This window comes from Polaromonas sp. CG_9.5, from assembly GCF_035984465.1.
Classification (GTDB): domain Bacteria; phylum Pseudomonadota; class Gammaproteobacteria; order Burkholderiales; family Burkholderiaceae_C; genus Polaromonas.
The window spans coordinates 175,750-199,241 of sequence record NZ_JAXCHR010000002.1 but is presented as its reverse complement, the minus strand read 5'-3'; the positions used below and the strand labels follow the sequence as shown (position 1 = coordinate 199,241).

The 23,492-nt window shown below is 60.7% G+C and carries 24 protein-coding genes; 13 read left to right on the top strand and 11 right to left on the bottom strand.

Going from position 1 to position 23,492, the window contains the following annotated elements; all coding sequences use genetic code 11:
• Positions 1–77: 77 nt before the first annotated feature.
• Positions 78–1,358, top strand: a complete 1,281-nt coding sequence (locus RCH06_RS02445) for an O-acetylhomoserine aminocarboxypropyltransferase/cysteine synthase family protein (RefSeq protein ID WP_327079842.1) — start codon at positions 78–80, stop codon at positions 1,356–1,358.
• Positions 1,359–1,549: 191 nt separating this feature from the next.
• Positions 1,550–2,152 (top strand): OmpW/AlkL family protein, encoded by a 603-nt coding sequence (locus tag RCH06_RS02440; protein WP_327079841.1) that lies wholly within the window; start codon positions 1,550–1,552, stop codon positions 2,150–2,152.
• Between the two features lie 338 nt (positions 2,153–2,490).
• On the opposite strand, the gene RCH06_RS02435 is transcribed toward RCH06_RS02440, so the two are convergent.
• On the bottom strand, positions 2,491–3,738 hold the full coding sequence (locus RCH06_RS02435) for a CaiB/BaiF CoA transferase family protein (protein ID WP_327079840.1): 1,248 nt from the start codon (positions 3,736–3,738) through the stop codon (positions 2,491–2,493).
• Between the two features lie 240 nt (positions 3,739–3,978).
• On the opposite strand from RCH06_RS02435, the gene RCH06_RS02430 reads away from it, so the two are divergent.
• Genes RCH06_RS02430 through ptsP form a run of 5 tightly spaced genes read left to right on the top strand, consistent with a single transcriptional unit; the run spans position 3,979 to position 8,273 of the window.
• Positions 3,979–4,512, top strand: coding sequence for a hypothetical protein (locus RCH06_RS02430; RefSeq protein WP_327079839.1), 534 nt, complete (start codon positions 3,979–3,981; stop codon positions 4,510–4,512).
• A 31-nt stretch (positions 4,513–4,543) separates the two neighbouring features.
• Positions 4,544–5,818 carry an MFS transporter gene (locus RCH06_RS02425; protein ID WP_442799580.1) on the top strand — a complete coding sequence of 425 codons (1,275 nt, stop codon included), beginning with the start codon at positions 4,544–4,546 and terminating at the stop codon, positions 5,816–5,818.
• Positions 5,815–6,258, top strand: a complete 444-nt coding sequence (locus tag RCH06_RS02420; protein WP_327079838.1) for a PTS sugar transporter subunit IIA — start codon at positions 5,815–5,817, stop codon at positions 6,256–6,258. Before RCH06_RS02425 ends, RCH06_RS02420 begins: the two co-directional genes overlap by 4 nt.
• Entirely contained in the window at positions 6,227–6,496 is a 270-nt protein-coding gene (locus RCH06_RS02415) for an HPr family phosphocarrier protein (RefSeq protein WP_327079837.1), read from the top strand. The genes RCH06_RS02420 and RCH06_RS02415 overlap by 32 nt, the downstream gene beginning before the upstream one ends.
• A 1-nt stretch (position 6,497) precedes the next feature.
• Positions 6,498–8,273: a phosphoenolpyruvate--protein phosphotransferase gene (gene ptsP, locus RCH06_RS02410; protein WP_327079836.1), complete on the top strand. Its 1,776-nt coding sequence runs from the start codon at positions 6,498–6,500 to the stop codon at positions 8,271–8,273.
• Between the two features lie 238 nt (positions 8,274–8,511).
• Here ptsP and RCH06_RS02405 read toward each other — a convergent pair whose 3' ends face one another.
• Positions 8,512–9,363 carry a DMT family transporter gene (locus RCH06_RS02405; RefSeq protein ID WP_327079835.1) on the bottom strand — a complete coding sequence of 284 codons (852 nt, stop codon included), beginning with the start codon at positions 9,361–9,363 and terminating at the stop codon, positions 8,512–8,514.
• A gap of 255 nt (positions 9,364–9,618) precedes the next feature.
• Between RCH06_RS02405 and RCH06_RS02400 the strand changes: the two genes are divergently transcribed.
• On the top strand, positions 9,619–9,810 hold the full coding sequence (locus RCH06_RS02400; RefSeq protein WP_327079834.1) for a hypothetical protein: 192 nt from the start codon (positions 9,619–9,621) through the stop codon (positions 9,808–9,810).
• Between the two features lie 15 nt (positions 9,811–9,825).
• Here the strand turns inward: RCH06_RS02400 and lipA are convergent, their stop codons facing one another.
• The 9 genes from lipA to RCH06_RS02355 form a co-directional block, all read right to left on the bottom strand.
• Positions 9,826–10,851, bottom strand: coding sequence for a lipoyl synthase (gene lipA / locus RCH06_RS02395; protein ID WP_327079833.1), 1,026 nt, complete (start codon positions 10,849–10,851; stop codon positions 9,826–9,828).
• Positions 10,852–10,876: 25 nt separating this feature from the next.
• Complete coding sequence (lipB, locus tag RCH06_RS02390) at positions 10,877–11,545, bottom strand: lipoyl(octanoyl) transferase LipB (RefSeq protein WP_327079832.1); 669 nt, start codon at positions 11,543–11,545, stop codon at positions 10,877–10,879.
• A 14-nt stretch (positions 11,546–11,559) separates the two neighbouring features.
• Complete coding sequence (locus RCH06_RS02385; protein WP_327079831.1) at positions 11,560–14,238, bottom strand: DEAD/DEAH box helicase; 2,679 nt, start codon at positions 14,236–14,238, stop codon at positions 11,560–11,562.
• A gap of 149 nt (positions 14,239–14,387) precedes the next feature.
• Positions 14,388–16,073: an ATP-binding protein gene (locus tag RCH06_RS02380; RefSeq protein WP_327079830.1), complete on the bottom strand. Its 1,686-nt coding sequence runs from the start codon at positions 16,071–16,073 to the stop codon at positions 14,388–14,390.
• A gap of 2 nt (positions 16,074–16,075) precedes the next feature.
• Positions 16,076–17,779, bottom strand: coding sequence for a site-specific DNA-methyltransferase (locus RCH06_RS02375; RefSeq protein ID WP_327079829.1), 1,704 nt, complete (start codon positions 17,777–17,779; stop codon positions 16,076–16,078).
• 191 nt (positions 17,780–17,970) lie between these two features.
• Complete coding sequence (locus tag RCH06_RS02370; protein ID WP_327079828.1) at positions 17,971–18,300, bottom strand: YbeD family protein; 330 nt, start codon at positions 18,298–18,300, stop codon at positions 17,971–17,973.
• The gene (locus tag RCH06_RS02365) at positions 18,297–19,205 is read right to left on the bottom strand and encodes a D-amino acid aminotransferase (protein WP_442799577.1); all 909 of its coding nucleotides are present in this window, start codon (positions 19,203–19,205) and stop codon (positions 18,297–18,299) included. Before RCH06_RS02365 ends, RCH06_RS02370 begins: the two co-directional genes overlap by 4 nt.
• Before the next feature lie 54 nt (positions 19,206–19,259).
• Positions 19,260–19,844, bottom strand: a complete 585-nt coding sequence (locus RCH06_RS02360) for a DUF2062 domain-containing protein (RefSeq protein ID WP_327079827.1) — start codon at positions 19,842–19,844, stop codon at positions 19,260–19,262.
• A 65-nt stretch (positions 19,845–19,909) separates the two neighbouring features.
• A complete protein-coding gene (locus tag RCH06_RS02355) occupies positions 19,910–20,449 on the bottom strand; it encodes a DUF4149 domain-containing protein (protein WP_327079826.1) in 540 nt (179 codons plus the stop codon).
• A gap of 159 nt (positions 20,450–20,608) precedes the next feature.
• Here RCH06_RS02355 and RCH06_RS02350 point away from each other — a divergent pair, with 159 nt between their 5' ends.
• From RCH06_RS02350 to RCH06_RS02330, 5 genes are read left to right on the top strand one after another with little or no spacing between them, the layout of a single operon-like run.
• Positions 20,609–21,160 (top strand): ATP synthase subunit I, encoded by a 552-nt coding sequence (locus RCH06_RS02350; protein WP_327079825.1) that lies wholly within the window; start codon positions 20,609–20,611, stop codon positions 21,158–21,160.
• A 14-nt stretch (positions 21,161–21,174) separates the two neighbouring features.
• Entirely contained in the window at positions 21,175–22,077 is a 903-nt protein-coding gene (atpB, locus tag RCH06_RS02345) for a F0F1 ATP synthase subunit A (RefSeq protein WP_327079824.1), read from the top strand.
• Positions 22,078–22,137: 60 nt separating this feature from the next.
• Positions 22,138–22,386: a F0F1 ATP synthase subunit C gene (gene atpE, locus RCH06_RS02340; RefSeq protein WP_011799683.1), complete on the top strand. Its 249-nt coding sequence runs from the start codon at positions 22,138–22,140 to the stop codon at positions 22,384–22,386.
• 40 nt (positions 22,387–22,426) lie between these two features.
• Positions 22,427–22,897 carry a F0F1 ATP synthase subunit B gene (locus tag RCH06_RS02335; RefSeq protein ID WP_327079823.1) on the top strand — a complete coding sequence of 157 codons (471 nt, stop codon included), beginning with the start codon at positions 22,427–22,429 and terminating at the stop codon, positions 22,895–22,897.
• A gap of 22 nt (positions 22,898–22,919) precedes the next feature.
• Positions 22,920–23,459 carry a F0F1 ATP synthase subunit delta gene (locus RCH06_RS02330; RefSeq protein WP_327079822.1) on the top strand — a complete coding sequence of 180 codons (540 nt, stop codon included), beginning with the start codon at positions 22,920–22,922 and terminating at the stop codon, positions 23,457–23,459.
• Positions 23,460–23,492 lie beyond the last annotated feature (33 nt).

Sequence of the window (23,492 nt, the reverse complement as noted above, 5' to 3'; positions counted from 1 at the left end):
CCTCATCGGGCAACCTGGGTTGATGGGACGCGCGCCCTGCCAGCCTGTTAGCCTTGATGTTTTTTCACAGGAAGCTCATGAAAATCGAAACTATCGCCGTTCACGGCGGCTACACGCCCGACCCGACCACCAAAGCCGTTGCCGTGCCCATCTACCAGACCGTGGCTTACGCCTTTGACGACACGCAGCACGGCGCGGACCTGTTCGACCTGAAGGTGGCCGGCAACATCTACAGCCGCATCATGAATCCGACCAATGCCGTGCTGGAAGCGCGCATGGCGGCGCTCGAAGGCGGTATTGGCGCGCTGGTCGTGGCCTCGGGCATGGCGGCGATTACGGCGGCCATCCAGACCATTGCCGAGGCAGGCGACAACATCATTGCTTCGTCGGCGCTCTACGGCGGCACCTATAACCTGTTTGCCCACACCTTTCCGCAACAAGGCATCGAGGTGCGTTTCGCCGACCCGCGCGACCCGGCCTCGTTTGCGCCGCTGATCGATGCGCGCACCAAAGCCGTGTTTTGCGAATCCATCGGCAATCCGCTGGGCAACGTGACCGACATTGCCGCGCTGGCTGACGTGGCGCACGCTGCCGGCGTGCCGCTGATTGTCGACAGCACCGTGTCCAGCCCCTACCTGTGCCGCCCGTTCGAGCACGGCGCTGACATCGTCGTGCATGCGATGACCAAGTACCTGGCCGGCCACGGCACCACGCTGGGCGGCGTGATTGTTGACAGCGGCAAATTCCCGTGGGCCGAGCACAAAGCGCGTTTCAAGCGTTTGAGCGAGCCCGACGTGAGCTACCACGGCGTGGTCTACACCGAAGCGCTGGGCGCCGCCGCCTACATTGGCCGCGCGCGCGTCGTGCCGCTGCGCAACATGGGCGCGGCGCTCAGCCCGATGGCCGCCTTCCAGATTTTGCAAGGCATCGAAACGCTGGCGCTGCGCATGGACCGCATCTGCGACAACGCGCTGACCATCGCCTATTTCCTCAAGAACCATGCGAAGGTGGCCTGGGTCAATTACGCCGGCTTGCCCGAACACCGCGACCATGCGCTGGCGCAGAAATACATGGGCGGCAAGGCCTCGGGCATCATCAGCTTCGGCGTCAAGTCAGAGGCCGATGCCATGGCTGCAGGCGGCCGTTTCCAGGACGCGCTGCAATTGTTCACCCGGCTGGTCAATATCGGCGACGCCAAGTCGCTGGCTTGTCATCCGGCGTCCACCACGCACCGCCAGTTGAACGCGGCTGAGCTGGCCAAAGCCGGCGTGAGTGTGGACATGGTGCGGCTGTCGGTGGGCATCGAGCACATTGACGACTTGCTGGCTGACCTGGAGCAGGCGCTGGCGGCGGTCTGAGGGAGCGGTCAAATTGTTGCGTGTTGGCAACGATTTGACCCTGATAAAAACAGGGCTATTTGATCTGGCGCAAGCATCCAGTGACGCAACAGCGGGAATGCCGAGGGTTTGCGCCACATCAGATTGCTTTTGGCGGCGAACACATCCAATACAAATCAGGGAATGTTCCCTGATCTGATTCGCCGCTCATCATGAAAAAACAACTCGTCGCCGCTGCTATTTTGTCCACCCTGTTGTCGGGTGCCGCTTTCGCGCAGCAAACCCCAGAAGGCTCGTGGATGGTGCGCGCGCGCGCCGTGCATCTGCAGAGCGACAACGGTGGCGGCACCACACCGGCCCTGAATCTGTCGATGAACAACAAGTGGATGCCAGAAGTGGACGTGAGCTACTTCTTCAACCCCAACGTGGCGGTTGAGCTGGTCCTGACGGTTCCGCAAAAGCACACTTTGTATGCAAACGGCACGGACATCGGCACCTTCAAACACCTGCCGCCCGTCTTGCTGGCGCAGTACCACTTTCCCATGAATGGCTTCAAGCCTTACGTGGGAGCCGGTGTCAACTACACCCGTTTCAGTTCGGTGAACCTGAAAGTTCCCGGTGCTGACATTGACCGCAACAGCTGGGGCCCTGCGCTGCAAGTCGGCGTGGACATTGCACTGAGCAAAGGCCTGTATCTCAATCTGGACATGAAGAAGGTCTACATCCGCACCGACGTATCGCTGGGCGGCAACAAAATTGGCGACTTCAAGGCCGATCCGCTGCTGGTGGGCGTGGGCCTGGGCTGGCGCTTCTAAGTTCGGGATTTCCTGAACAAAAAGCCCTGTGGCGCTTTGGCGTCACAGGGCTTTTTTCATGCGGTAACGACGCCGCTTCAGCGAAGCGGGCCTGCAGGTGATGCAGACGCCTTGAAAGCGGGTGATTATTAATCAAATCGGCCTCTTGCGCACGACTGGCGTGCGCAAGCAGCTATCAAAAAAAGAGTAATTTGCCCAGATGCGATGAAATCAGCCGGTGCATTCCAGAAGCATCTGCGCCAGCGTTCCAGGTGCGTTGACCATCGCGTCGTGGCCAGTCTTGAGCTTAATGATTTGAGTTTGGCAGCCAAGCGCCCTGCACAAAACCCAATTGGCGATCAGATCACGTGGCCGGTTTTCAGCGCAAGCAGCTGCGCCTCGCTGTAGTTCAGCACCTCGCGCAGCACTTCGTCGGTGTGCTGGCCCAGCAGCGGCGGCGGCAGACCACCTTGGCCCGGCCCGCGCACCGGCGTGGCGCTGAGCTTGATCGGGCTGGCCACCAGCGGCAGGTCGCTTTTGAAAGGGTGCTGCCAGTGTGTGACCATACCGCGCGCTTCGATTTGCGGGTCAACGAACACTTCGGCCAGGTTGTTGATCGCGCCGCACGGCACTTTGGCGGCTTCCAGCGCGGCCAGCCAGTCGGCCTTGCTGCGCAGTTTCATCACGGTTTCAAGAATCGGCACCAGCTGGGCGCGGTTCAACACGCGGTCGCGGTTCTTGGCGAACAGCGGGTTCACGCCGAGCTCCGGAATGTTGGCCACCTTGCAGAATTTCACGTACTGCGAGTCGTTGCCCACGGCCAGGATCAGATGGTCCTTGCTGCCATCCAGCGCGGGCGCGACCTCGAACACCTGGTAAGGCACGATGTTCTGATGCGCATTGCCGACGCGCTGCGGCACCTTGCCGCTGACCAGGTAATTCGCGCCCAAGTTGGCCAGCATGGCGACCTGCGTGTCGAGCAGCGCCATGTCGACTTGCTGGCCTTCGCCGGTTTTTTCAGCGTGGCGCAGCGCCGCCAGAATGCCCACGGTGGCGTACATGCCGGTCATCAGGTCGGCCACGGCGACACCGACTTTTTGCGGGCCACCGCCCAAGTCATCGCGCTCGCCGGTCACGCTCATCAGCCCGCCCATGCCCTGAATGGCGTAGTCGTAGCCGGCGCGATCGGCATACGGGCCGTTCTGGCCGAAGCCGGTGACCGAGCAATAGACCAGACGCGGATTCAGGCTTTTCAGCGACGCGTAATCCAGCCCGTAGCGCGCCATGTCGCCGACCTTGAAGTTCTCGACAAACACGTCGCAGTGCGTGACCAATTCGCGGATCAAGGCCTGGCCCGCAGGCTGGGCAATGTCGCAGGTCACCGAGCGCTTGTTGCGGTTGGCACCCAGGTAATAGGCGGCCTCGTGGGTTTCCGTGCCGTCGTCGTTTGTGAGGAACGGCGGCCCCCAGGTGCGGGTGTCGTCGCCGCTGCCGGGGCGCTCGATCTTGATCACGTCAGCCCCCAGGTCGGCCAGCGTCTGGGTACACCACGGGCCCGCGAGCACGCGGGACAAGTCGAGAATGCGGATGCCTTGAAGAGAGTTCATGGCCTTATTCTGCCTGCACAGGGAACGCACGGGGCGATCATGCAGATGCGCAGGCGTTACAGGAGGGCGTGTGGTTGGCAGTTTTGCTCGGCAGGCCACTGCCGCGCTTGACAAGGAATGAACGCGCGCGCCTGCCAGTCTCTTGTCCAGCGCCCGGGTGCGGCGCCGATTGCCTGTAAAGTGCGAGGCTGTCCCTCATTTCTCACCTCCCTCACGTTTTCTTAAAGCTGTCGCGCACCGATGTCCCGATTCCCTGTTTTTTTCGCCGCCGCGCTGGCCGCATGCCTGGCACTTGCTGCTTGCAGCCCCGCCTTCAACTGGCGCGAAGTGCGCCCTGAAAACACTCGCCTGCAGGTGCTGCTGCCGTGCAAGCCCGATAAGGCCGAAAAAGTCGTGCCGCTGGGCGGGCAGTCCACCACGCTGTCGATGCTGGGCTGCGATGCGGGCGGCGCGACCTTTGCCGTGGCCGTGGCGGACGTTGGCGATGCCGCGCAGGCCGCATCGGTGCTGGCGCTGTGGCAAGAACTGACCTTGGCCAACATGAAAGCCGCGCCGGACACCCGCCAGTTGATTGCGCAAAAAATCATCGGTGCCTCGGCCGCTGTACCGATAGTGAGGGTGCAGGCACAGGGCCAGCGCGCCGACGGGACTGCCGTGAGCGGGCAGGCGGCGTACTTTGCGCAGGGTTCGCAGGTATTTCAGGTGGTGCTGTATGCGCCAAAAATCGCGCCCGATGTGGCGGAAACCTTTTTCTCCAGTCTGAAACTTGAATGAACACGCCCTGCGCAAACCGGGGCGGTTTCCGGTGACGCCGCTAAACAACCCATTGCACCCGGACCGGCTCAACGGCAAGGACACGGTTTTTGTGTTCCTGGCCTTTGCCGCCGCCTATTTTTGCTCGGCGCTGCTGCGCGCCATCACGGCCACGCTGGCACCCGTGCTGACGCAGGAGTTCGCGCTGCAGGCCCAAAGCCTGGGGCTGCTGGCGGGCGGTTATTTTCTGGGCTTTGCCGCCGTTCAGCTGCCGCTGGGCACCTGGCTGGACCGGCATGGTCCGAAGCAGGTGATCCTCGGGTTTTTGAGTCTGGCGGTGCTCGGCTGCCTGGCTTTTTCTGTGGCCAACAGTTTTGCGGCGTTGCTGGCGGCGCGGGTGCTGGTCGGCATGGGCGTGGGCGCGTGCCTGATGGCGGCGCTGACGGGTTACCGCCGCTGGTTTGACCCGGCTACGTTGCTACGCGCCAATTCCTGGATGCTGATGACCGGCTCGCTGGGCATGCTGGCCTCAACCTTGCCGGTGCAGTGGCTGATGCCGCTGATGGGCTGGCGGCCGCTGTTCTGGCTGTTGGCCGGGCTGATTTTGCTGTCGATGGCGGCCATTGCCGTGATCGTGCCGCGCTGGCGTGTGTCGCCCCCTATTTCTCCCGCTTTGTCTGCGCCTGACGTAGCTGTCGCCGCTGAAGAAGCCGGTTATGCACCGATCTGGCGCAGCCGCTACTTTCGCAAAATGGCGCCCCTGGCGTTTTTCAACTACGGCGGCATGGTGGCAATGCAGACGCTGTGGGCCGGCCCGTGGATGATCCGGGTTGCCGGCTATACGCCGCTGGAGTCGGCCACGGGCCTGTTCTGGATCAACGCCTGCATGCTGGTGACTTTCTGGAGCTGGGGCATGGTCAACCCGTGGCTGGCCCGCCACGGCTGGCATGCAACGCGGCTGATTGCCTGGGGTGTGCCGCTCAGTCTGGCGGTGCTGGCCTTCAATATTCTGGGCGGTGCGTCGACCGGCGCTGCCGGTTGGGCGCTGTTTTGCGTGACATCGAGCGTCATGGGGCTGGCCCAGCCGGCGGTCGGCATGTCGTTTCGGGCCGCTCTGGCCGGGCGGGCGCTGTCGGCCTACAACCTGGTCATTTTTGCCGGCGTATTTTTCGCGCAATGGAGTCTGGGGCTGCTGATTGACGGATTTGCGGCGCTTGGCCTGTCGCCGGTAGTCAGCTTTCAGGCCGCGATGGGCGTGTTTTTGTGTTGCGGTATGGCCGCGTATGCCGGTTTCGTGGCCCTGAAAGCCGATAATTCACCGCAATGAACGGCATTCTCATCATCGCCCACGCACCGCTGGCTTCTGCCTTTTTGTGCTGCGTCCAACATGTGTTTCCGGACAACGCCCTAAGCGTGGTGGCGTTTGATGTACAGCCCGACCAGCCGCCCGAGGAAACACTGGCCGAAGCACGCGTCCTGCTCAAGCAACTGGGCACGCCCTGCACGCTGGTGCTGACCGATATTTTTGGCGCTACGCCCTGCAATGTGGCGCAAAAACTGGTCGATGGCACCACCACCAAACTGGTCACCGGCATGAACCTGCCGATGCTGCTGCGTGCTGTCTGTTACCGCAACGAAACGCTCGATACGCTGGTGGTTCGTGCGCTGGCAGGCGCCAGCCAGGGCGTGATGCAAGTGGCCGTCACCGCACCACAAAACCAAACTTCAATCAAAAATGATCAAGACCCGAACGACCATCAGCAATAAGCTGGGCCTGCATGCCAGAGCCTCCGCCAAATTCACCAAGCTCGCCGGCAGTTTTCCCTGTGAGGTCTGGATGAGTAAGGGCGAGCGCCGTGTCAATGCCAAAAGCATCATGGGCGTGATGATGCTGGCCGCCGGCATCGGCAGTTCGGTTGAAATCGAAACCGACGGCCCGAACGAGCAAGTCGCCATGGACGCCTTGCTGGCGCTGGTCGCGGATAAATTCGGCGAAGGAGAGTAAGTTGACTTTTTCCGTCCATGGCCTGGCGGTTTCGCGCGGTGTGGCCATTGGCCGTGCCGTGCTGGTGGCGTCCAGCCGCGCCGATGTCGACCATTACTTCATCGAAGCTGAAAAAACCGGTGCCGAAATCACCCGTATGCGCACCTCGCGCAATGCCGTGGTGGAAGAAATCGTGCGGCTGCAGCAAGACTTGCCGACCGATGCGCCGCATGAAATCTCCGCCCTGCTTGATGTTCACCTGATGCTGCTGCAAGACGAGGTGCTGATCAGCGGCGTCAAGCACTGGATCACCGAGCGCCATTACAACGCCGAATGGGCGCTGACGACGCAGTACGAAATCATTGCGCGCCAGTTTGACGAGATGGAAGACCAGTACCTGCGCGAGCGCAAGGCCGACCTGGAGCAAGTGGTTGAGCGCATCTTGCGCCACATGAAGGGCGCTGCGTCGCCGATGCAGTCGGCCTCGCAGTGCGCGGTGCGCGCTGGCAGCAGCCGCAAGCAGTCGCAGCAAGACCTGTTGCTTGACGACACGCTCGATGTGCCGCTGGTCTTGATTGCCCATGATATTTCGCCCGCCGACATGCTGCAGTTCAAGCAAAGCCTGTTCACCGGCTTTGCCACCGACGTGGGCGGCAAAACCTCGCACACGGCCATCGTGGCGCGCAGCCTGGACATTCCGGCGGTGGTCGGCGCGCGCAGTGCCAGCCAGCTGATCAAGCAAGACGACTGGGTCATCATTGACGGCGATGCCGGCGTGCTCATCGTCGACCCGTCGCCCATCATCCTGGCCGAATACGGCTTCAGGCAGCGCCAGGGCGAACTGGAGCGCCAGCGCCTGAACCGGCTCAAGCACACGCCGGCGGTGACGCTGGACGGGCAGCGCATCGACTTGCTGGCCAACATCGAAATGCCCGACGACACGCTGGGCGCGGTCGAGGCCAGCGCGGTGGGCGTGGGGCTTTTCCGCACTGAATTTCTGTTCATGGGCCGGGGCAGCAAGCTGCCCAACGAGGACGAGCAGTACCTGGCCTACCGCAAGGCGATTGACGGCATGCAGGGCCTGCCGGTCACCATCCGCACCGTGGACATTGGAGCGGACAAGCCGCTTGACCGGCCCGTGGGCAAGGCCTTTGATACAAACCTGAATCCGGCGCTCGGGCTGCGCGCCATCCGCTGGAGCCTGGCCGACCCGCCGATGTTCCTGACGCAACTGCGCGCTATTTTGCGGGCCGCCGCGCACGGCCAGGTCAACCTGCTGGTGCCCATGTTGGCGCATGGCCATGAAATCCGCCAGACGATTGAGCTGATCAACCAGGCCAGGGCACAACTCGATGCGCGTGGCGTGGCCTACGGCCCGGTGCGGCTGGGCGCGATGATCGAGATTCCGGCGGCGGCGCTCACGGTGCCGCTGTTTCTGAAATATTTCGATTTCTTGTCGATTGGCACCAACGACCTGATCCAGTACACGCTGGCCATTGACCGGGCCGATGAGTTGGTCGCGCACCTCTACGACCCTTGCCATCCGGCGGTGCTGCGCCTGATTGCCGACACGATTGCCGAGTGCAACGCGCAAGGAAAAAGCATCAGTGTGTGCGGTGAAATGGCCGGTGACGTGACCATGACACGGCTGCTGCTGGGGCTGGGGCTGCGCAGTTTTTCGATGCATCCGTCACAAATCCTGGCGGTCAAGCAGCAAATTTTGCGCGCTGACACGGCCAAGCTCAAGCTGTGGGCGCAAGAGGTGCTGCAAAGCGAAAATCCGGGTGAGATGCTGTAGGCCCATAGCAGCGGACGCATCGGCTGCTGCTGTTTTTGCTATGAAAAATAGAGCGGCTTGCGCATACGGGGCAAGCGCTACAGGCCTGAAAGGCAATTAAACCGGGCTTCAGACCTGTTTGGCACGCCAGCGTTACACGGTTGGCCAGCATTCTTGGCGCTGGCAGGTTGCAAAAGCCATCGTCGCCCGGACAAATCGGCAGCCTGCTTAAAAGCAAGCGCCCGTCAAAAGCGGCCCGTTACCGGCTTCGCGTGCCCAGCAACGCCGCGCCCATGATCATCACTGCTGCCAGCCCGATGCTCCAGCTCAGCGGGCGGCCGCTGACCGTCATCAACAGCGCCGTCGAGCCCAGTGGCGTGAGGTAGCTCAGGATGCCGATCTGCCGTGCATCGCCGAGTTTGAGCGCTTTGTCCCACAGAAAAAAAGCCGCGCCCAGCGGCCCCAGCCCCATCACTGCCAGCAGCAGCCAGTCGCGCCCCGACAGCACAGCCTGCGGCTCCAGCGCCCAGTGGCACAGCAGCGACAGCAACCCCGAAACCAGTCCAAACAGCCCGATGGCCGCCGTCGGAAATGCTTTAACGCGCTGCGTCAGCAGCGAATAACTGGCCCAGATGAACGCCGACGCCAGCGCCGGAATAAACCCCCACGACCAGCCGCCACCGCCCGCCGCGCCATTGCCTGCTCCAGCAGCGCCCAAAATGGCAATCGCCGCGCCGCCAAACCCCAGCAGGGCCGCAACCACCTGCACGGCGCGCAGTTTGATGCCGACCAGCAGCAGCGGTGCCAGCACCACCATCAGCAGCGGCCACAGGTAATTGACCAGGTTTGCCTCTACCGGCGGCGCATAACGCAGCGCGATGAACAGCAGGAAGTGGTAGCCAAACAGGCCATAAACCCCCAGCGCCAGAGTTTTGAGCGGAATCCGCCACAGCCGCTGGTCTTTAATTACAAAAGGCAGCGCCAGCAGGCTGCCTATCAGCAGCGAAATGCCGGTCAGCAAGAAAGGCGGAATATGCCTGAGCGACACCCCGAGGGTGGCCAGGCTGATCCACAGCGCAATGGCGCCCAGGGCATAGAAGTTGGCAGGCATGGGCCGTAAGCATAGGTGCGTTTTGAAGGCCGGCGCAGGGCCACTCGCCTTATTTTCGGCATGACAATCACTTGCCAACATGGCCGGGGTCGCAACTCAAGATGTTACATGTCGTCGCCAGCTTCACGCTTCAGGCATGTCGCAGACACCTCACAGGCATGTGCCGGGACTCAAATCAACCGGCACAAGCGCTTGCGGCGCTGCCGGCAACAGCATCCTGTCGCAGGCGACCTTGTGGATGACCAGGAGAAACCCATGAAAATACTTGCAGCGATCGTGCTGGTGCTGACCAGCCTGACCGGTTGTGTCGCCTATCCAGTCCCTTATGACAATGGGCCGCCGCAGGGCCGCCATGGCGGCTACCAGAACCGGGGCGGGGGTGACCGTGACGGCGACGGCGTGCGCAACCGGGACGACCGGCGTCCGAACAATCCCTACCGGTATTGAAAAGCCGCAGGCTTGTTAATGCGCTGGCTTGTCCGCCACGCCGGCTGCATGTGCCTGTTCGTCGGCGTGGTAGCTTGAACGCACCATCGCGCCGACAGCGGCGTGGCTGAACCCCATCTCGTAGGCCTTTTTCTCGAACATCTTGAAGGTGTCCGGATGCACATAACGGCGCACCGGCAGGTGCGACATGGAAGGCGCCAGGTACTGGCCGATGGTCAGCATGTTGATGCCGTGGTCGCGCATGTCCTGCATGACCTGCAGGATTTCCTCGTCGGTCTCGCCCAGGCCGACCATGATGCCGCTCTTGGTCGGCACGTCCGGGTGCAGCGCCTTGAATTTTTTCAGCAGGTTCAGCGAGAACTGGTAGTCGGAACCCGGACGCGCTTCCTTGTACAGGCGCGGCGCGGTTTCCAGGTTGTGGTTCATCACGTCGGGCGGCGAGGCTTTCAGGATTTCCAGCGCGCGGTCGTCGCGGCCCCTGAAGTCGGGCACCAGCACCTCGATTTGCGTCATGGGTGACAGTTCGCGGATACGCTGGATGCATTCGACAAAATGGCCGCTGCCGCCGTCGCGCAGGTCGTCGCGATCCACGCTGGTGATGACGACGTATTTCAGTTTCAACGCGGCCACCGTGCGCGCCAGGTTCAGTGGCTCGTCCTTGTCCAGCGGGTCGGGCCGGCCGTGGCCGACATCGCAAAACGGGCAACGGCGGGTGCATTTGTCGCCCATGATCATGAACGTTGCCGTGCCCTTGCCGAAGCATTCGCCAATGTTCGGGCAGCTGGCTTCCTCGCACACCGTGTTGAGCTTGTTCTCGCGCAGGATCTGTTTGATCTCGTAAAAACGTGTGGTCGGGCTGCCGGCCTTGACGCGAATCCAGTCGGGTTTTTTCAGCACTTCGCCGCGTTCGACCTTGACCGGAATGCGCGACAGCTTGGCCGCCGCCTTTTGCTTGGCCAGCGGGTTGTAGTCCTCCAGGCTTTGAACTTCACGGACAACAGGATTGGCGCTAACGGTAAGAATGGATTCAGGGGTGGTCATGGTGTGTTGGGTGTTTTGACAGGGTTCAGGGCGCGAGGTGCTGGCCAAGCTTTCGGCCCAGCACCTCGGCGGCATCCTGCCAGCTGGCCGAAACGCCGATTGTAGAAAGGTCTGTGGTTTGCAGGTTTGCGTAACCGCAAGGGTTGATGCGCGAGAAGGGTTCCAGGTCCATCGCCACATTCAGCGCCACCCCGTGATAAGTGCAATGCCGGCTGACCTTGATGCCCAGTGCGGCGATTTTGCCAAGGCCGCGAAACGGGTCAGCCGGATGCACCGGGCCGGTCAGCGCAGCATGTGAAAACGGGTCGTCCAGGCGCACGTAAATGCCGGGCGAGCCGCCCACACGGTGGCCGGTCACGCCAAAATGCGCCAGCGTGCGGATCACCGATTCCTCGATGCGGTAAACATATTCCTTGACGAAGTAACCGGCGCGTTTCAGGTCGATCAGCGGATACACCACCACCTGGCCAGGTCCGTGAAACGTCACCTGGCCGCCCCGGTTGCTTTGCACCACCGGAATGCTGCCGGGGTTCAAAATATGCTCGATTTTTCCCGCCAGCCCTTGTGTATAAACCGCAGCGTGCTCGCAAATCCATAGCGCATCCGGTGTGTTTTCATCGCGTGCAGCGGTGAAGTCCTGCATCGCCTGGTAGGTGGGCAGGTAATCGACCCGGCCGAGTTGTCGTGTTTGCATGGTTGTCTAAGCTTTCAGTTCAGCAAGGCGTCGAGTTGCCCGGCCATGCCCAGGCCGCCTTGCTGCAAGGCGATTTGCCCGAACAGGCAGCGCGACTGGCTTTTGCGCGCCCACAAAGTGCCAACCTGCCGTTTTTCAATTTCATACGGGTCGTTCAGCAGATGCGCGCCTTTGTATTCAACCACCGCCACGCGCCCGTCCTTTAATTGCGCGACAAAGTCTGGAAAAAACCGGCCACGCGACGTGGGTAGCGCAAAACCACAAGGCGCGGTCACCAGATTGCGCACCCAGTGTTTGACGTTGGCGTGCTGGTCCAGCAACTGCGCGCATGAAAACTCTTCCCCGCCGTCTTTCAGATCGGCCAGCACCGGGTAGAAGTGCTTGCGGAACTCGTACCGCCCGCCGTAACGCGACCCTGCGGGCACCGGATAACGGTGGGCTTCAAATACCAGCGGCCGCGTCCAGTCGGGCTCAATCGTCCAGGCTTCTTCCAGCACGAGTTGCCGAAAGCTGGCGCGTGCCGCCTTGTCCTTCAAGTCGCCAATGCGCGCTTCAATGTCCTGCGCTAGCTTGAAGCGTGCCTTGGCCAGCGCCACCAGCGACAGCCCGCGTTCATGCAGCAAATGGCTGACCACCGCCGAAAAATAACTGCTGCGCTGGCCTTGCGTCAGGTCAGGCAGTTTCTGGAAAAGCGACTGGTCGAGCCAGCGCACCAGGTCTTCGGCGGTGATCGTGGTGGAGCCGTAATCCATGGCAATCTGGCTGGCATCGGCGGCGCGCAGCTTGATGTGCGCGTCTTTCAAATAAATCTCGAAGCCGTTGGACTGTTCGACAATCTGGAAACCCGGCAACTGCACCGCGTCAGGCGTCAGCAAATCAAGCTCCACCGCCTCCAGAACCGCTTCGCGCTCCAGCGGAAACAGCTGGCCTTGCGGCGTGCTGCGGTAAGCCAGCGTCGGAATCGGCGCGAAGTGTTCGCCGCGCGAGGCCGGCGCGCTCTGGGCGGCGACCAGCGCGTTGTGCTGCGCCACCTTGCCGCGCACCGCGTCCTGCTTTTTTGCACCGCGCACCTGGCCGACCAGCAGCGCCTCGACTTCGGGGCTGATGTGGCCGGTGACGACCAGCTTTTCCTCGCCGCCCATCTGCGCCACTTCGACACCCACCGCCGCCAGCAATTCCGCAGACGGTGTGTTTGCTACGAAATCAGTAGCTACTGGCGCAGGTGCAACCTGCGCGAGAGGCTGATTTGATTCAAAAAGTGGCAGCAACGACTGCTGCACCACCATCGACGCCACGTCCAGCGCCTCAAACCCCATGTGGTTGATCAATCGGTCGGCCAGTTCGCTGGCGGCGCTGGAAAACTTGGCTTCGCAGACATGCGCGTAGGCGCGATTGAGCGCATCGCGCCCACGCGGGCTGGCGTACGGCATGCGCAGCACCCGGCCCAGCAACTGCTCGACTGCCGTCGCGCTCGACAGCTTTTGCAGCGAACACAGCACATAGGCAAACGGGCAGTCCCAGCCTTCGCGCAACGCCTGCACGGTGATGATGAAGCGCACCGGGCAGCTGCGGGACGCCAGGTCCAGTCCTTCGAGTTCACGCGTGTCGCCAGTCGCCACCTTGATCTGCGCTTTGGGAATGTGCAGCTCGTCTTGCAGATAGCTGCGCAAGGTTTCAGGCGGCACTTCGGCGTTCTCGTTTTGCGCCTGAAACAGCACGATGGGCCGCACATAGCCAAACCCGGCGGCTTCATCCTTCAGCGCTTCGCCTTCGAGCCCGCGCTGGTTTTGCACGGCGGCAAACACCGCCTGTTGCCAGCCCTGCGGATGCTCGGCCAACGCAATTGGCAGCTTGATCATGCTTTCCGCCGCCAGCTCCTGCGCGCTGACGTGGTACAGCACGTTGGTCTTGGCAGGAATCGGCGTGGCCGTCAGTTCCAGAATCGCGCTGGGGTTCAGGCGCTTCAGGGCGGTAAAGCTTTTGTCGGTCTTGGTGTTGTGCGCCTCATCGACGATCAAGAGCGGCGAATGCAGTGCCAGCCAGTTGGCCAGGCTCCAGCGCGGCTGGCCTTCGCGGCCCTGCAGCACACCCGAGCGGTCAGCGGCTACATCGGCGGGGGTGACCACCGCATCGGGCAGGTCGTGCAGCACGCGCAGCCGTTGTTCGTCGCAGCCCGAGAAATGCCGCTCGAAAGCTTCTGAAAAGCTGTAGACATTACGCTGGCCGGTGTCGTCAATGCGAAAGCTCTGGATGGTGGCGACCACCACAATGGCCTTTCGGCCCCAGTCATCGGGCGTAATCGCGGCCAGGTCGTCGAGCACGCAGACGTGCACGCCAGCGCCGTACTGCGCTTCCAGCGCGTCGTGGTAGGGATGGCCGGCAGTTTGCAGCGCGCGCAGGGTCTGGCTGCGAATCGTGTCGCTGGGCACCAGCCACAGCGCGACCGGCGCATCCGTCGCCTGCCACTCTCGCGCCAGCGTCGCCACGGCGTGCGCCGCCAGCAGCGTCTTGCCGCCGCCGGTGGGAATGCGCAGGCAAACGCAGGGCACGTCGCCGAAGGCGTCGGCGTTGTAGCTGCGGCCGGCCAACTCCCGAAACGCCAGCGCCGGGCCTTTGCGCTGGGCCGCACGGGCAAAGGCCGTCAGCGCGTCAAGGGCGGCTTGCTGGTAGGACTTGAGGGAGAGGGTGGTCATTGGGTTAAGTAGTGGATTCGATTGGGATTGATTGGGTTAATTTTTAGCTAACTATCCAATACAACTCATTGATTTGTATAGTTAAATTTTTTTCAATTGGTTAATTGTTTAGCTAAACCTAAACAAGTTAACGCTGATTAACCGAAAACTCATGGCTTCAAAAGCGTCCATCGACCGCCCTTGCCCTGATGGGTAGCCACGATTTTTTGGCCCTCCAGCCCGCTCATGCGCAGCGCCGTCAGCAGGTTTTTAACCTTGGCCTGCTTTTGAATCGGGGTCAGAGAATCGGGCAGTTTGTCGAGCAGCAGCGATCTGACCTCTAGTACGGAGACCGATTTGAACTGCTTGATGTGCTGCAGGATGAGGGTCTTGTAGTAGTGATCGTTCAAGCCTTTGTTGCGGGTGTATTCAGGCCGCGTGTTGGTGGCATCCGCAACATGGGCTGTCACAAAAAAGTTGGGCTTTCGGCCTTCAATCAGCTTCGCACTGCGCAAAATGGCAGCTTGGTCATTGCCAATGCGGTGTTTCTTCTGCACCCGATCCAGCCAGATTACCTGCTCCAGCGGCAAGTCAGACCGCTCAATCAAGAGCTTGCTGTAGTTCTCGTCAATTGCCTGGCCATAGATGTTGAATATCGTTTCTATCGGTGTAGAGCCTTCGTAATCGGGCAACGGCAGGTAGCGTTTACGCTGGCTGGCCACCATGTCACGGATGCCGTAGCCACCCTTGTCGATCATGCCGATGTTGTTCATGGCTTGCGCCAGCCACGGGTTGCGGTACACGCTGGGTGTGCGGTTGCCGGTGAAATAGTCTTCGGGGTTGCCATCCACAAAGCCGCCCCGGCTGGTCAGTTGCAGCCGTCCCGGCGTCTCCAGCACCACGATGCGTGCGGCCTGTTCGTAGTCTTGATGCGCCAGGCAGTTGTGCAAGCCTTCAAGGACGACTTGGTTGTCGTAGCGCGGCAACTCGATCGCCAGCAACTCCGTGTCTGGGAACAGCTTGATATTTGGGTTACGGATGTGTTGCCCTACCTCCGTAGTCGTTAGTACAAAGGGTGGGCCGAAATGTTTGGCAATACGCTCAGAAGGCACCTTCCAAGTGATCTCGGCAACGCTTGGGGTGAGCAGTGCCACGCTTTCAGGCAATCCCAGCAATAGCAAGGCCGTGTAAGTCATCTCGCCATGCAGCGTGATCTTGGCGCGATTCAGGAATTCGGCCGTGCTCCAGCGAGCAATGTCAGGCGCCCAACGTTCCTGCTGATGCTTGGCCGAAAACTTTTCGCGCGCCTTGGCGATGGCAACAGGGTCCAAATCGGTCAGGGAAGCGCGTGAGGACACTCTGGCGCTCCAGTCTTGTCCTGCAATCACTTCGGTCAGAATGGCTTTGAGCCGATCTTCGCGGAGTTCGGTCAAACTGTCGCCGTCGCGCTGCCAGGCCTTGTCATGCGCCAGCACCGGTTGCCTGGGGGCGTGGCGCGGCACCTGAACCAGCCAGACAATGGCGCCGGTGTCGCTGGCCTCCAATTCCTCAATGCGCAGTCTCATGGATGGCAGGCCAGGCGTCTTGCCCAGAATGCGGTGCACCACGTTTTCTGCCGTGTAGTCGGCAAAGTCCTGAATGCCCGTGACTTCCAGCGTCCTGTCCTGCGCCCCAATCACCACGCAGCCGCCGTCCATATTGGCCAGCGCCGCCACATAAGACACCAGGTCTTCGCCTTTTCGGCCCGAAATGTTCTGCTTCAGGCTGCGCCATTCCTTCCACTCGTGGCGCTCGTTTTCTTTCGGGAACTGTGTGCGCAGCCAGGCTTGCAGTTCTTTCGCCGTCATGCCGTTCATGGCTACCGCGCCTTCACGTCATACGGAATGTGCCGGAAGGTCACGTTGGCCTGCTTCAGCCGCTCCGGCCCGAGGCGGCAGGCTTCGCCGAACACCAGCAGCGGCGCGGCGGGGTCGGGCGTTTGGGCGTGCAGGGCGAGCAGGGCGTCGAGCACATCGCGTGTCAGCACGTTGCCGCTGGCCGGGCGCTTGTCGCCCAGGATGCCGTTGAACAGCAGGTAGCAGGCGAACTTGGGCACTTTTAGGCATGAAATCGGGCTTTCGCGCACATCCGGCGTGCGCAAGAAGCTATCTAATTGATAGTGCGTTCCCAGGTAGGGCGTGCCGGCTTGGGCGGCGTCTGCGTGCCAGGCGCTGCCGGTTTCCTGTTGCCAGATGAAGGCGGCCAGCGTGGCAAAACGCACATCGGGGTGAATGCGGCCGTGTTCGTCAAAAATCGGCGCGCCCAGCGTCATGAAGCGAAAACCGCCGCCGCCCTGCCAGTTGACGGCCTTGCTGATGCCGCCTTGCTCGCCGTTGATGACTTTTTGCAGGCGCGGCAGGCAGTGCGTGGCGGCGTGCTCGCCCATCTCGATGCCGATCCAGCGCCGGCCCATCTTGTGCGCGACGGCGGCCGTGGTGCCCGAGCCGAGGAAGCTGTCGAGGATGAGGTCGTTTGGGTTGGTAGCAGCTTCAAGAATCCGCTCTATGACTCCCTCAGGCTTTGGGAAGGCAAACTTTTGCTCTTGACCAAACAGCTCGACGCTTTCGTAGGTGCCGTGCTGGGTGTATCGACCCTCAATAATAGATTTTGGTTTGGCGCGACGCTCTTCGCCGTCGGCGTCTTTCAAGTACTGCTTGTAGTTGACGGTGTAGCCGCCCTTGGACTTCGTGAAAACAAGCTCATCATTTTTTAAGGCTATTAAAGCGCGCTCTTTCGACCATTGCCACTGTTTCGTTGGCCATACTTCGTTTCCGTCCGGGCTTGGGAGTGCATAACGCAAATTTGGGCGCTCATCGTTGCTTGTAGTTGCGAGCGGCTGTAAGCGGTAAGGCCCCCGCATTGCAACCTTGGAATCCTGCAACTTGTAGTACTTGAGAACTCCTTCATCGGGCGGCCAAAAGAAGTCCGGTAGTTGACTCATATTCTTTGCGTAGCAATGGATGTACTCGTGCAAGCCCACGAAGTAGCGTGCCTTTGCCCCACCTCCGTAGCTTTTTTGCCAAATGAAGGTGGTAAGAAAATTCCCCCGCCCAAACACCTCATCCATCAGCACCTTGAGGTAATGCCCCTCGTTGTCGTCAATCGTCACCCAGATCGAGCCGTCTTCGCTCAGCAGCTCGCGCAGCAGTTGCAGGCGCGGCAGCATCATGCTCAGCCACTGCGCATGTTCGAGGTTGTCGTCGTAATGCTCGAAGGCGCTTTGGGTGTTGTAGGGCGGGTCGATGAAGATGCATTTGACCTGCCCCCGGTAAAACGGCAGCAGCGCCTTGAGGGCTTCGAGGTTGTCGCCCTGGATCAGCAGGTTGCCGCTGGTGGGGCTCAATCGGTCAGGTGCTTTGTCCTGCGGCTGAAGCAGGTCGGCCTGCGCGGGCAGAGCGGTTGCCGGGGCGGTTTCATCCGGCGCGCCGGCGCTGTGAATCGACACTTCTTCCAGCAGCCGGTAGGGCACGCGGGCCGCAGTGGTGAACGCCTGGGCGCGGTTGAGCCAGTCAAGGGTGGGCATCGGTCAGGCGCTCCGGCAATTTGTGACGCTCGACAAGCCACAAAAATGGCTCGCCGGGCTTTGCTGCAGCAGCGCATAACGCCGGAGAGGGTCGGGAAAGTCGTTCATGCAGATAGAAAAAGAGGTTGACGCCAAAAGCAACCCCATAGCGTAACGCGCACCCGGCCCCGTCAGGCGGCGCTCTGAACGGTTTACAGCACCACTTTGACCATCGGGTGCGTGGACAGCGTGCGGTACAGCTCGTCGAGTTGCTCCCGGCTGGTGGCCGTGACGGTGATGGTCACGCCCAGGTATTTGCCGCCCTTGCTTTCGCGCAGTTCGATGGTCGAGGCGTCAAACGCCGGGTCGAACTGGTGCGCAATATGCGTGATGGCCTGCACGTAGCCGTCGGCCTTGAGGCCCATGACCTTGATCGGAAACAGCGATGGGTATTCGATCAGCGAGTCTTTGCGGGCTTCGGCCTCTGGCGGCGTTGCCGGCGTGTTGTCAGGCGTGGGGCGGGTGTCGTTGTCAGTGCTCATGGCGAAGGCTCCTGTTTGGCTTGCTGGTAGGCGGCGTACAGTTTTGCATAGATCGGGCCGGGCGTGCCCTGGCCGACCGGCTGGCCGTCGAGCAGGGTGATGGGCAAAATTTCCTTGGTGGCCGACGACAGCAGCAACTCGTCGGCGGCCAGCACCTCGGCGCGGCTGATGGGGCGCAACTCGAAATCAATACCGGCTGCGCGGCAAATTTCCTCGATCAAGCCGTAGCGAATGCCTTCGAGCACCAGATGGTCTTTGGGCGGACCCATCACCTTGCCGCCCTTGACCACCCAGACGTTGCTGGCGGCCGCTTCGCTCAGGTGGTCGCCCCGGAACATCACGGTTTCCAGCGCGCCGGCGTCAACGCTGATCTGGCGCGAGAACACCGCACCCAGCAGGCTGGTGCTCTTGATGTGGGCTTTTTCCCAGCGGAAATCGCCGGCGCTGACGCAGGCCACGCCTTGCGTGCGCTGCGCTTCGCTGGGCAGTTTCATCGGGTTGACCATGATGAACACGGTGGGCGTGAGGCCGGGCAGCATCGGGTGGTCGCGCATGGCGACGCCGCGAGTGACCTGGATATAGATCAAATGCGTGCCGTTTTCGGTCTTTGTGCCCGTTGCATCGGCGTAGTCAGCTATTAATTTAAGAGCAATCTCACGCCATTGGCCAGACGTTAATGGGTTGGTGATGCGCAATTCGGCCAGGCTGCGGCTCAGGCGCGCCATGTGCTGCTCAAAGCGGAACAGCTTGCCAGCGTAGACGGGCACCACTTCATAGACGCCATCGCCAAAGATGAAGCCGCGATCGAGCACGCTGACTTTGGCGTTGCGCAGTGTGCTGAAGTCGCCGTTGAGGTAGCAGGGCGTATCGGGCAAGGCGTTGGCGGCGGGCGTTGTCATGGGCATGGTTTGAGGTGGACGTTGAGGAAGGTGAAAGCCATTAATAAATGGCGTGCTGGTTCAGTCGGTGCCTGGCATGGCGCCGGTGCGGATGGTTTTCTGCCGACGCCGACGCTTGAGCCCGATGCGCAGACGCCAGACGAGTTTGACGCTCAGGTAGCCAATAAGCGCGCCGGCCAGCGCAAAAATACCCATGCCCAGCAGCGTCGGTGCGCCAAAGGAAGTCAGCCAGGCCATGACGCCGGCCCCTTCAGCCAGTGCATCGGGCGGCGGTGCATCAAGCACCAGGCTGCCCAGCTGGTAAGCCAGCCAGAGCCAGAAACCGATGGTGAACGGGTTGGTTGCCAGCGTCATGCCGGCGGCCACCGGAATATTGGCGCGCCACCAGACGCAATTGGCCGTGGCGACCGCAAATTGCGCCAATGGAATCGCAAAAGCCCAGAAAATCCCGATGGCAACGCCGCGCGCCACGGCCTCATGCTGCAGCCGCCACAACTGGCGGTCCAGCAGCCGGTGCGCAACCGGTTTGAGCCAAGGGTGGGCGGCCAGGGATTCGCGCGAGGGCAGGGTTCTGCTGAGGCGGCTCACCAGGCTCGTCCACTTGCTGCTTTTAAGCGGCACGGCAAAGGCTTTATCGGGGCTCATGTTGAAGGCGATTCAAGGCTTTTGAAACCAGATATGAAAACACTTGTTGCATATGCGCAACACCGTCAAACCATGAAGAATACGGCTGCAATGGCCAGTACGCCCAGTACCCCATTGACCATGGCAAGCGTCGCAATCTGCCCGACGCGTCGCCCGCCTTCGGGCCAGTTCGACGCGCTGACGGCCTGTTTCAGGCGGCGGAACGGACCAAAATATAAGTGGCCAAACAGCGCGAACATCACCAGGCCAATACCCAGCATGGCATGCCAGCCGGCAGGCGCATTTTTCATTCCGACGGCGAGCAGCATGGCCAGGCCGCTCAGCAACAAAATAGCGATAAATGCCCATGTCAGCGCAAAGAAACGCTGCATGGTCTGGGTAATCAGGGGCAGGCGTTGCGGGGGCTGCAGAGTTTCGGCGGCGGCAGGACGCAGCGCAAACAGCATGAAACTGATCCCTCCAAGCCAGCCAATTGCGGCAAGAACGTGCAGAAATTTCATCAGGACGGGCATCAGCAGGCTTTCATTAAAATGGCGCGCGAAGCGGATCGGTCTTGATGCGCTCAGTCGCTTGCCGACAGGGCAGCGGGTTGTCAAAGCCGCCATTGTGGGCCATGTACCCAGCCCTGGCGCCGCACTGTGATGAATGGGCGCTAATTCAGGCGGCGCGCGCCAAGACAGCAAAGCCGCGGGGGTTTCTACGTATAATCAGAGGCTTTGCTGAAGTTGGGCACCGTAACCTTCATGTAATTTGCGAGGCACACAATGGCAGATGCAGCGGCTAAATACCCTGAGAGCCTTGCGCATAAAAATAGTGTGCAAGCAGTTGAGTCAGACAGTGAAGAGCTAACAACTGAGGCGCAAGACGAAGAGTTCAAGCCCCTGACACGCGAAGAAGCACAAAAGATTCGGGCGTTAAATCCGCCGATTTCTTTATGGGCTGTTTTGGCAGGGCAGGTTGGTGTTGGCAGTTTGGTGGCTTTGTTGGCTTGGATTTTGACGGGTCAGCCGCTGATGGGCTGGTCTGCTGCTTATGGTGCGCTGGCGGTGGTGCTTCCTGCTGCATTGTTTGCGCGGGGACTGTCCCGGCAGAAATCGGCAACGCATGGAAATGCGGCGCTGGTTGGATTTTTTGTCTGGGAAATGGTCAAGATTGCCTTGACAGTGGCGATGCTCTTCGCTGCGCCAAGGCTGGTTGAGGGGTTGAATTGGCTGGCCTTGCTGGCAGGTTTCGTGGTGACGATGAAGGTGTACTGGGTGGCCATGTGGCTTCGCTCGGCGCGCAAGACTCGATCAATAAAATTTTTGAAGAACTGACGAATTGGTGACTTATGTCTGCTGCTGAAAACGCTGGAATACATGCCCCGACGTCTGGAGAGTACATCCAGCACCACCTGCAGCATCTGCAGACAAATTTCTCATTGGAAAGCGTCAAGCAAAGCAGCATTGTCGATTTCAGCCTGTTCAACCTTGACTCGCTGATTTATTCGGTCTTGCTGGGCGTCATCGGCTGCTTTTTCCTGTGGCGCGCAGCCCGCAAAGCCACTTCAGGCGTTCCTGGCCGCTTCCAGGCAGCGGTTGAAATTCTGTCGGAAATGGTCGACAGCCAGGCCAAGGGCGTGATTCACAATCCCAAGAGCCGCAAGCTGGTGTCGCCGCTGGCGCTTACCGTGTTCGTCTGGATTTTCCTGATGAACGCCATGGACATGCTGCCGGTTGATGCGATTCCCCGAATCTGGGCCATGCTTTATGGTGCTGCGGGCCATGATCCTGAGCATGCCTATATGCGTGTCGTGCCCACGGCCGACCTGTCCACCACCCTCGGCTTGTCCGTCAGCGTATTGCTGGTCTGTCTGGTGTACAACATCAAGATCAAGGGCATCGGCGGCTGGTCGCACGAACTCATTGCTGCGCCGTTTGGCGACCACTGGTTTTTGTATCCGATCAACTTTCTGATGCAAATGATTGAATTTACCGCCAAGACCGTCTCGCACGGCATGCGGTTGTTCGGCAACATGTTTGCCGGCGAACTCGTCTTCATGCTGATCGCCCTGATGGGTGGCGTGTGGGCCTGGCAGTTCAACCCGCTCACGGGGATGTTCTGGCTGGGATTTGGGCATGTCGTTGCCGGAACCGTGTGGAGCATCTTCCACATCCTGGTGATCACGCTGCAAGCCTTCATCTTCATGATGTTGACGTTGATTTACGTGGGACAGGCCCACGATTCACACTGAGCTTTTTTGTTAGTTGGTTTCTTTCTTTTTTTACTTTTCCCTCATCTCTAGGAGCAATTCATGGAAAACATTCTCGGACTCGTCGCTTTGGCTTGCGGTTTGATCGTTGGTCTCGGCGCTATCGGCGCTTCTATCGGTATCGCCCTGATGGGTGGCAAGTTTCTGGAAGCCTCGGCTCGCCAGCCTGAACTCATGAACGACCTGCAAACCAAAATGTTCATTTTGGCCGGTCTGATTGACGCTGCTTTCCTGATTGGTGTTGCTATCGCCCTGCTGTTCGCCTTTGCCAACCCGTTTGTGCTGCGTTAATTTTTCGGCAAACCCTGGTAGGTTCTATAAGGAATAAGCCGTGAACATTAACTCCACCCTGTTCCTGCAGGCTGTCGTTTTTGCGATCCTGGTCTGGTTCACGATGAAGTTCGTGTGGCCACCAATCACAAAAGCGCTGGACGAGCGGGCACAGAAAATCGCTGACGGTCTTGCTGCCGCTGACAAAGCCAAATCCGAACTCTCCACCGCCAACAAGCGTGTTGAGGCCGAATTGGCAACCTCGCGCACCGAGACCGCTACCCGTCTGGCCGATGCAGACCGCCGGGGCCAGGGCATCATTGAAGAAGCCAAGGCCCGTGCCGTCGAAGAAGCCAACAAGATCATTGCTGCAGCCCAGGCTGAAGCCGGTCAACAAACGGTCAAGGCCAGAGAGGCACTGCGCGAGCAGGTCGCCTTGCTGGCTGTCAAGGGCGCCGAGCAGATTCTCCGCAAGGAAGTCAATGCCGGGGTTCATGCCGATTTGCTGAGCCGCCTGAAAACCGAGCTGTAAAGCGAAGCAAGGCAGAAAAACTATGGCTGAACTTGCAACCATTGCCCGCCCTTACGCAGATGCGCTGTTCAAGGCGCAGGGCTCCGATCTGTCCGCCACAGCCGTCTGGCTGGACCGGCTGGCAGCCGTGGCTGAAAATGCCCAGCTGCTCCAGTTTGCCGACAGTCCGAAGGTCGACGTGGCTCAGGTGTTTGACGTGATGGCCGATGTGGCCAGCAAAGACAACGGTCCTTTGCCCGAGGCGGCCAGGAATTTCCTGCGCATCGTGATTGAGAACGGTCGTCTGTCTGCGCTGCCAGAGATTGCCAGCCAGTTTCGTTCGCTCAAGAACGCTGCGGGCGGTACGACCGATGCGGTCGTCTTCAGCGCTTTTCCGATGGACGAGCAAGCCTTGCGTGAAGTCGCAGCGGCGCTGGAACAGCGTTTTGGGCGCAAGCTCGATGTCAAGGTCGAACTTGATCCGTCGCTGATTGGTGGAATTCGCGCGGTCGTGGGTGACGAGGTGCTGGACACTTCGGTGAAAGCCCGTTTAGAGCAAATGAAAGTGGCGCTGATTTCCTGAACTGACGCGAAGTTCTCGCATCGTCCCGGGTTT

Excerpts from the sequence above, each read along its gene's own strand:
- lipB (WP_327079832.1), bottom strand. The coding sequence starts at position 11,545 with ATGCAAACACGACAACTCGGCCGGGTCGATTACCTGCCCACCTACCAG.
- RCH06_RS02330 (WP_327079822.1), top strand. The coding sequence starts at position 22,920 with ATGGCTGAACTTGCAACCATTGCCCGCCCTTACGCAGATGCGCTGTTC.
- RCH06_RS02420 (WP_327079838.1), top strand. The coding sequence starts at position 5,815 with ATGAACGGCATTCTCATCATCGCCCACGCACCGCTGGCTTCTGCCTTT.
- RCH06_RS02430 (WP_327079839.1), top strand. The coding sequence starts at position 3,979 with ATGTCCCGATTCCCTGTTTTTTTCGCCGCCGCGCTGGCCGCATGCCTG.
- RCH06_RS02415 (WP_327079837.1), top strand. The coding sequence starts at position 6,227 with ATGATCAAGACCCGAACGACCATCAGCAATAAGCTGGGCCTGCATGCC.
- RCH06_RS02440 (WP_327079841.1), top strand. The coding sequence starts at position 1,550 with ATGAAAAAACAACTCGTCGCCGCTGCTATTTTGTCCACCCTGTTGTCG.
- atpE (WP_011799683.1), top strand. The coding sequence starts at position 22,138 with ATGGAAAACATTCTCGGACTCGTCGCTTTGGCTTGCGGTTTGATCGTT.
- lipA (WP_327079833.1), bottom strand. The coding sequence starts at position 10,851 with ATGACCACCCCTGAATCCATTCTTACCGTTAGCGCCAATCCTGTTGTC.
- RCH06_RS02445 (WP_327079842.1), top strand. The coding sequence starts at position 78 with ATGAAAATCGAAACTATCGCCGTTCACGGCGGCTACACGCCCGACCCG.
- RCH06_RS02435 (WP_327079840.1), bottom strand. The coding sequence starts at position 3,738 with ATGAACTCTCTTCAAGGCATCCGCATTCTCGACTTGTCCCGCGTGCTC.
- RCH06_RS02400 (WP_327079834.1), top strand. The coding sequence starts at position 9,619 with ATGAAAATACTTGCAGCGATCGTGCTGGTGCTGACCAGCCTGACCGGT.
- RCH06_RS02370 (WP_327079828.1), bottom strand. The coding sequence starts at position 18,300 with ATGAGCACTGACAACGACACCCGCCCCACGCCTGACAACACGCCGGCA.
- RCH06_RS02350 (WP_327079825.1), top strand. The coding sequence starts at position 20,609 with ATGGCAGATGCAGCGGCTAAATACCCTGAGAGCCTTGCGCATAAAAAT.
- atpB (WP_327079824.1), top strand. The coding sequence starts at position 21,175 with ATGTCTGCTGCTGAAAACGCTGGAATACATGCCCCGACGTCTGGAGAG.
- RCH06_RS02360 (WP_327079827.1), bottom strand. The coding sequence starts at position 19,844 with ATGAGCCCCGATAAAGCCTTTGCCGTGCCGCTTAAAAGCAGCAAGTGG.
- RCH06_RS02380 (WP_327079830.1), bottom strand. The coding sequence starts at position 16,073 with ATGAACGGCATGACGGCGAAAGAACTGCAAGCCTGGCTGCGCACACAG.
- RCH06_RS02365 (WP_442799577.1), bottom strand. The coding sequence starts at position 19,205 with ATGCCCATGACAACGCCCGCCGCCAACGCCTTGCCCGATACGCCCTGC.
- RCH06_RS02355 (WP_327079826.1), bottom strand. The coding sequence starts at position 20,449 with ATGGCGGCTTTGACAACCCGCTGCCCTGTCGGCAAGCGACTGAGCGCA.
- RCH06_RS02375 (WP_327079829.1), bottom strand. The coding sequence starts at position 17,779 with ATGCCCACCCTTGACTGGCTCAACCGCGCCCAGGCGTTCACCACTGCG.
- RCH06_RS02385 (WP_327079831.1), bottom strand. The coding sequence starts at position 14,238 with ATGACCACCCTCTCCCTCAAGTCCTACCAGCAAGCCGCCCTTGACGCG.
- RCH06_RS02405 (WP_327079835.1), bottom strand. The coding sequence starts at position 9,363 with ATGCCTGCCAACTTCTATGCCCTGGGCGCCATTGCGCTGTGGATCAGC.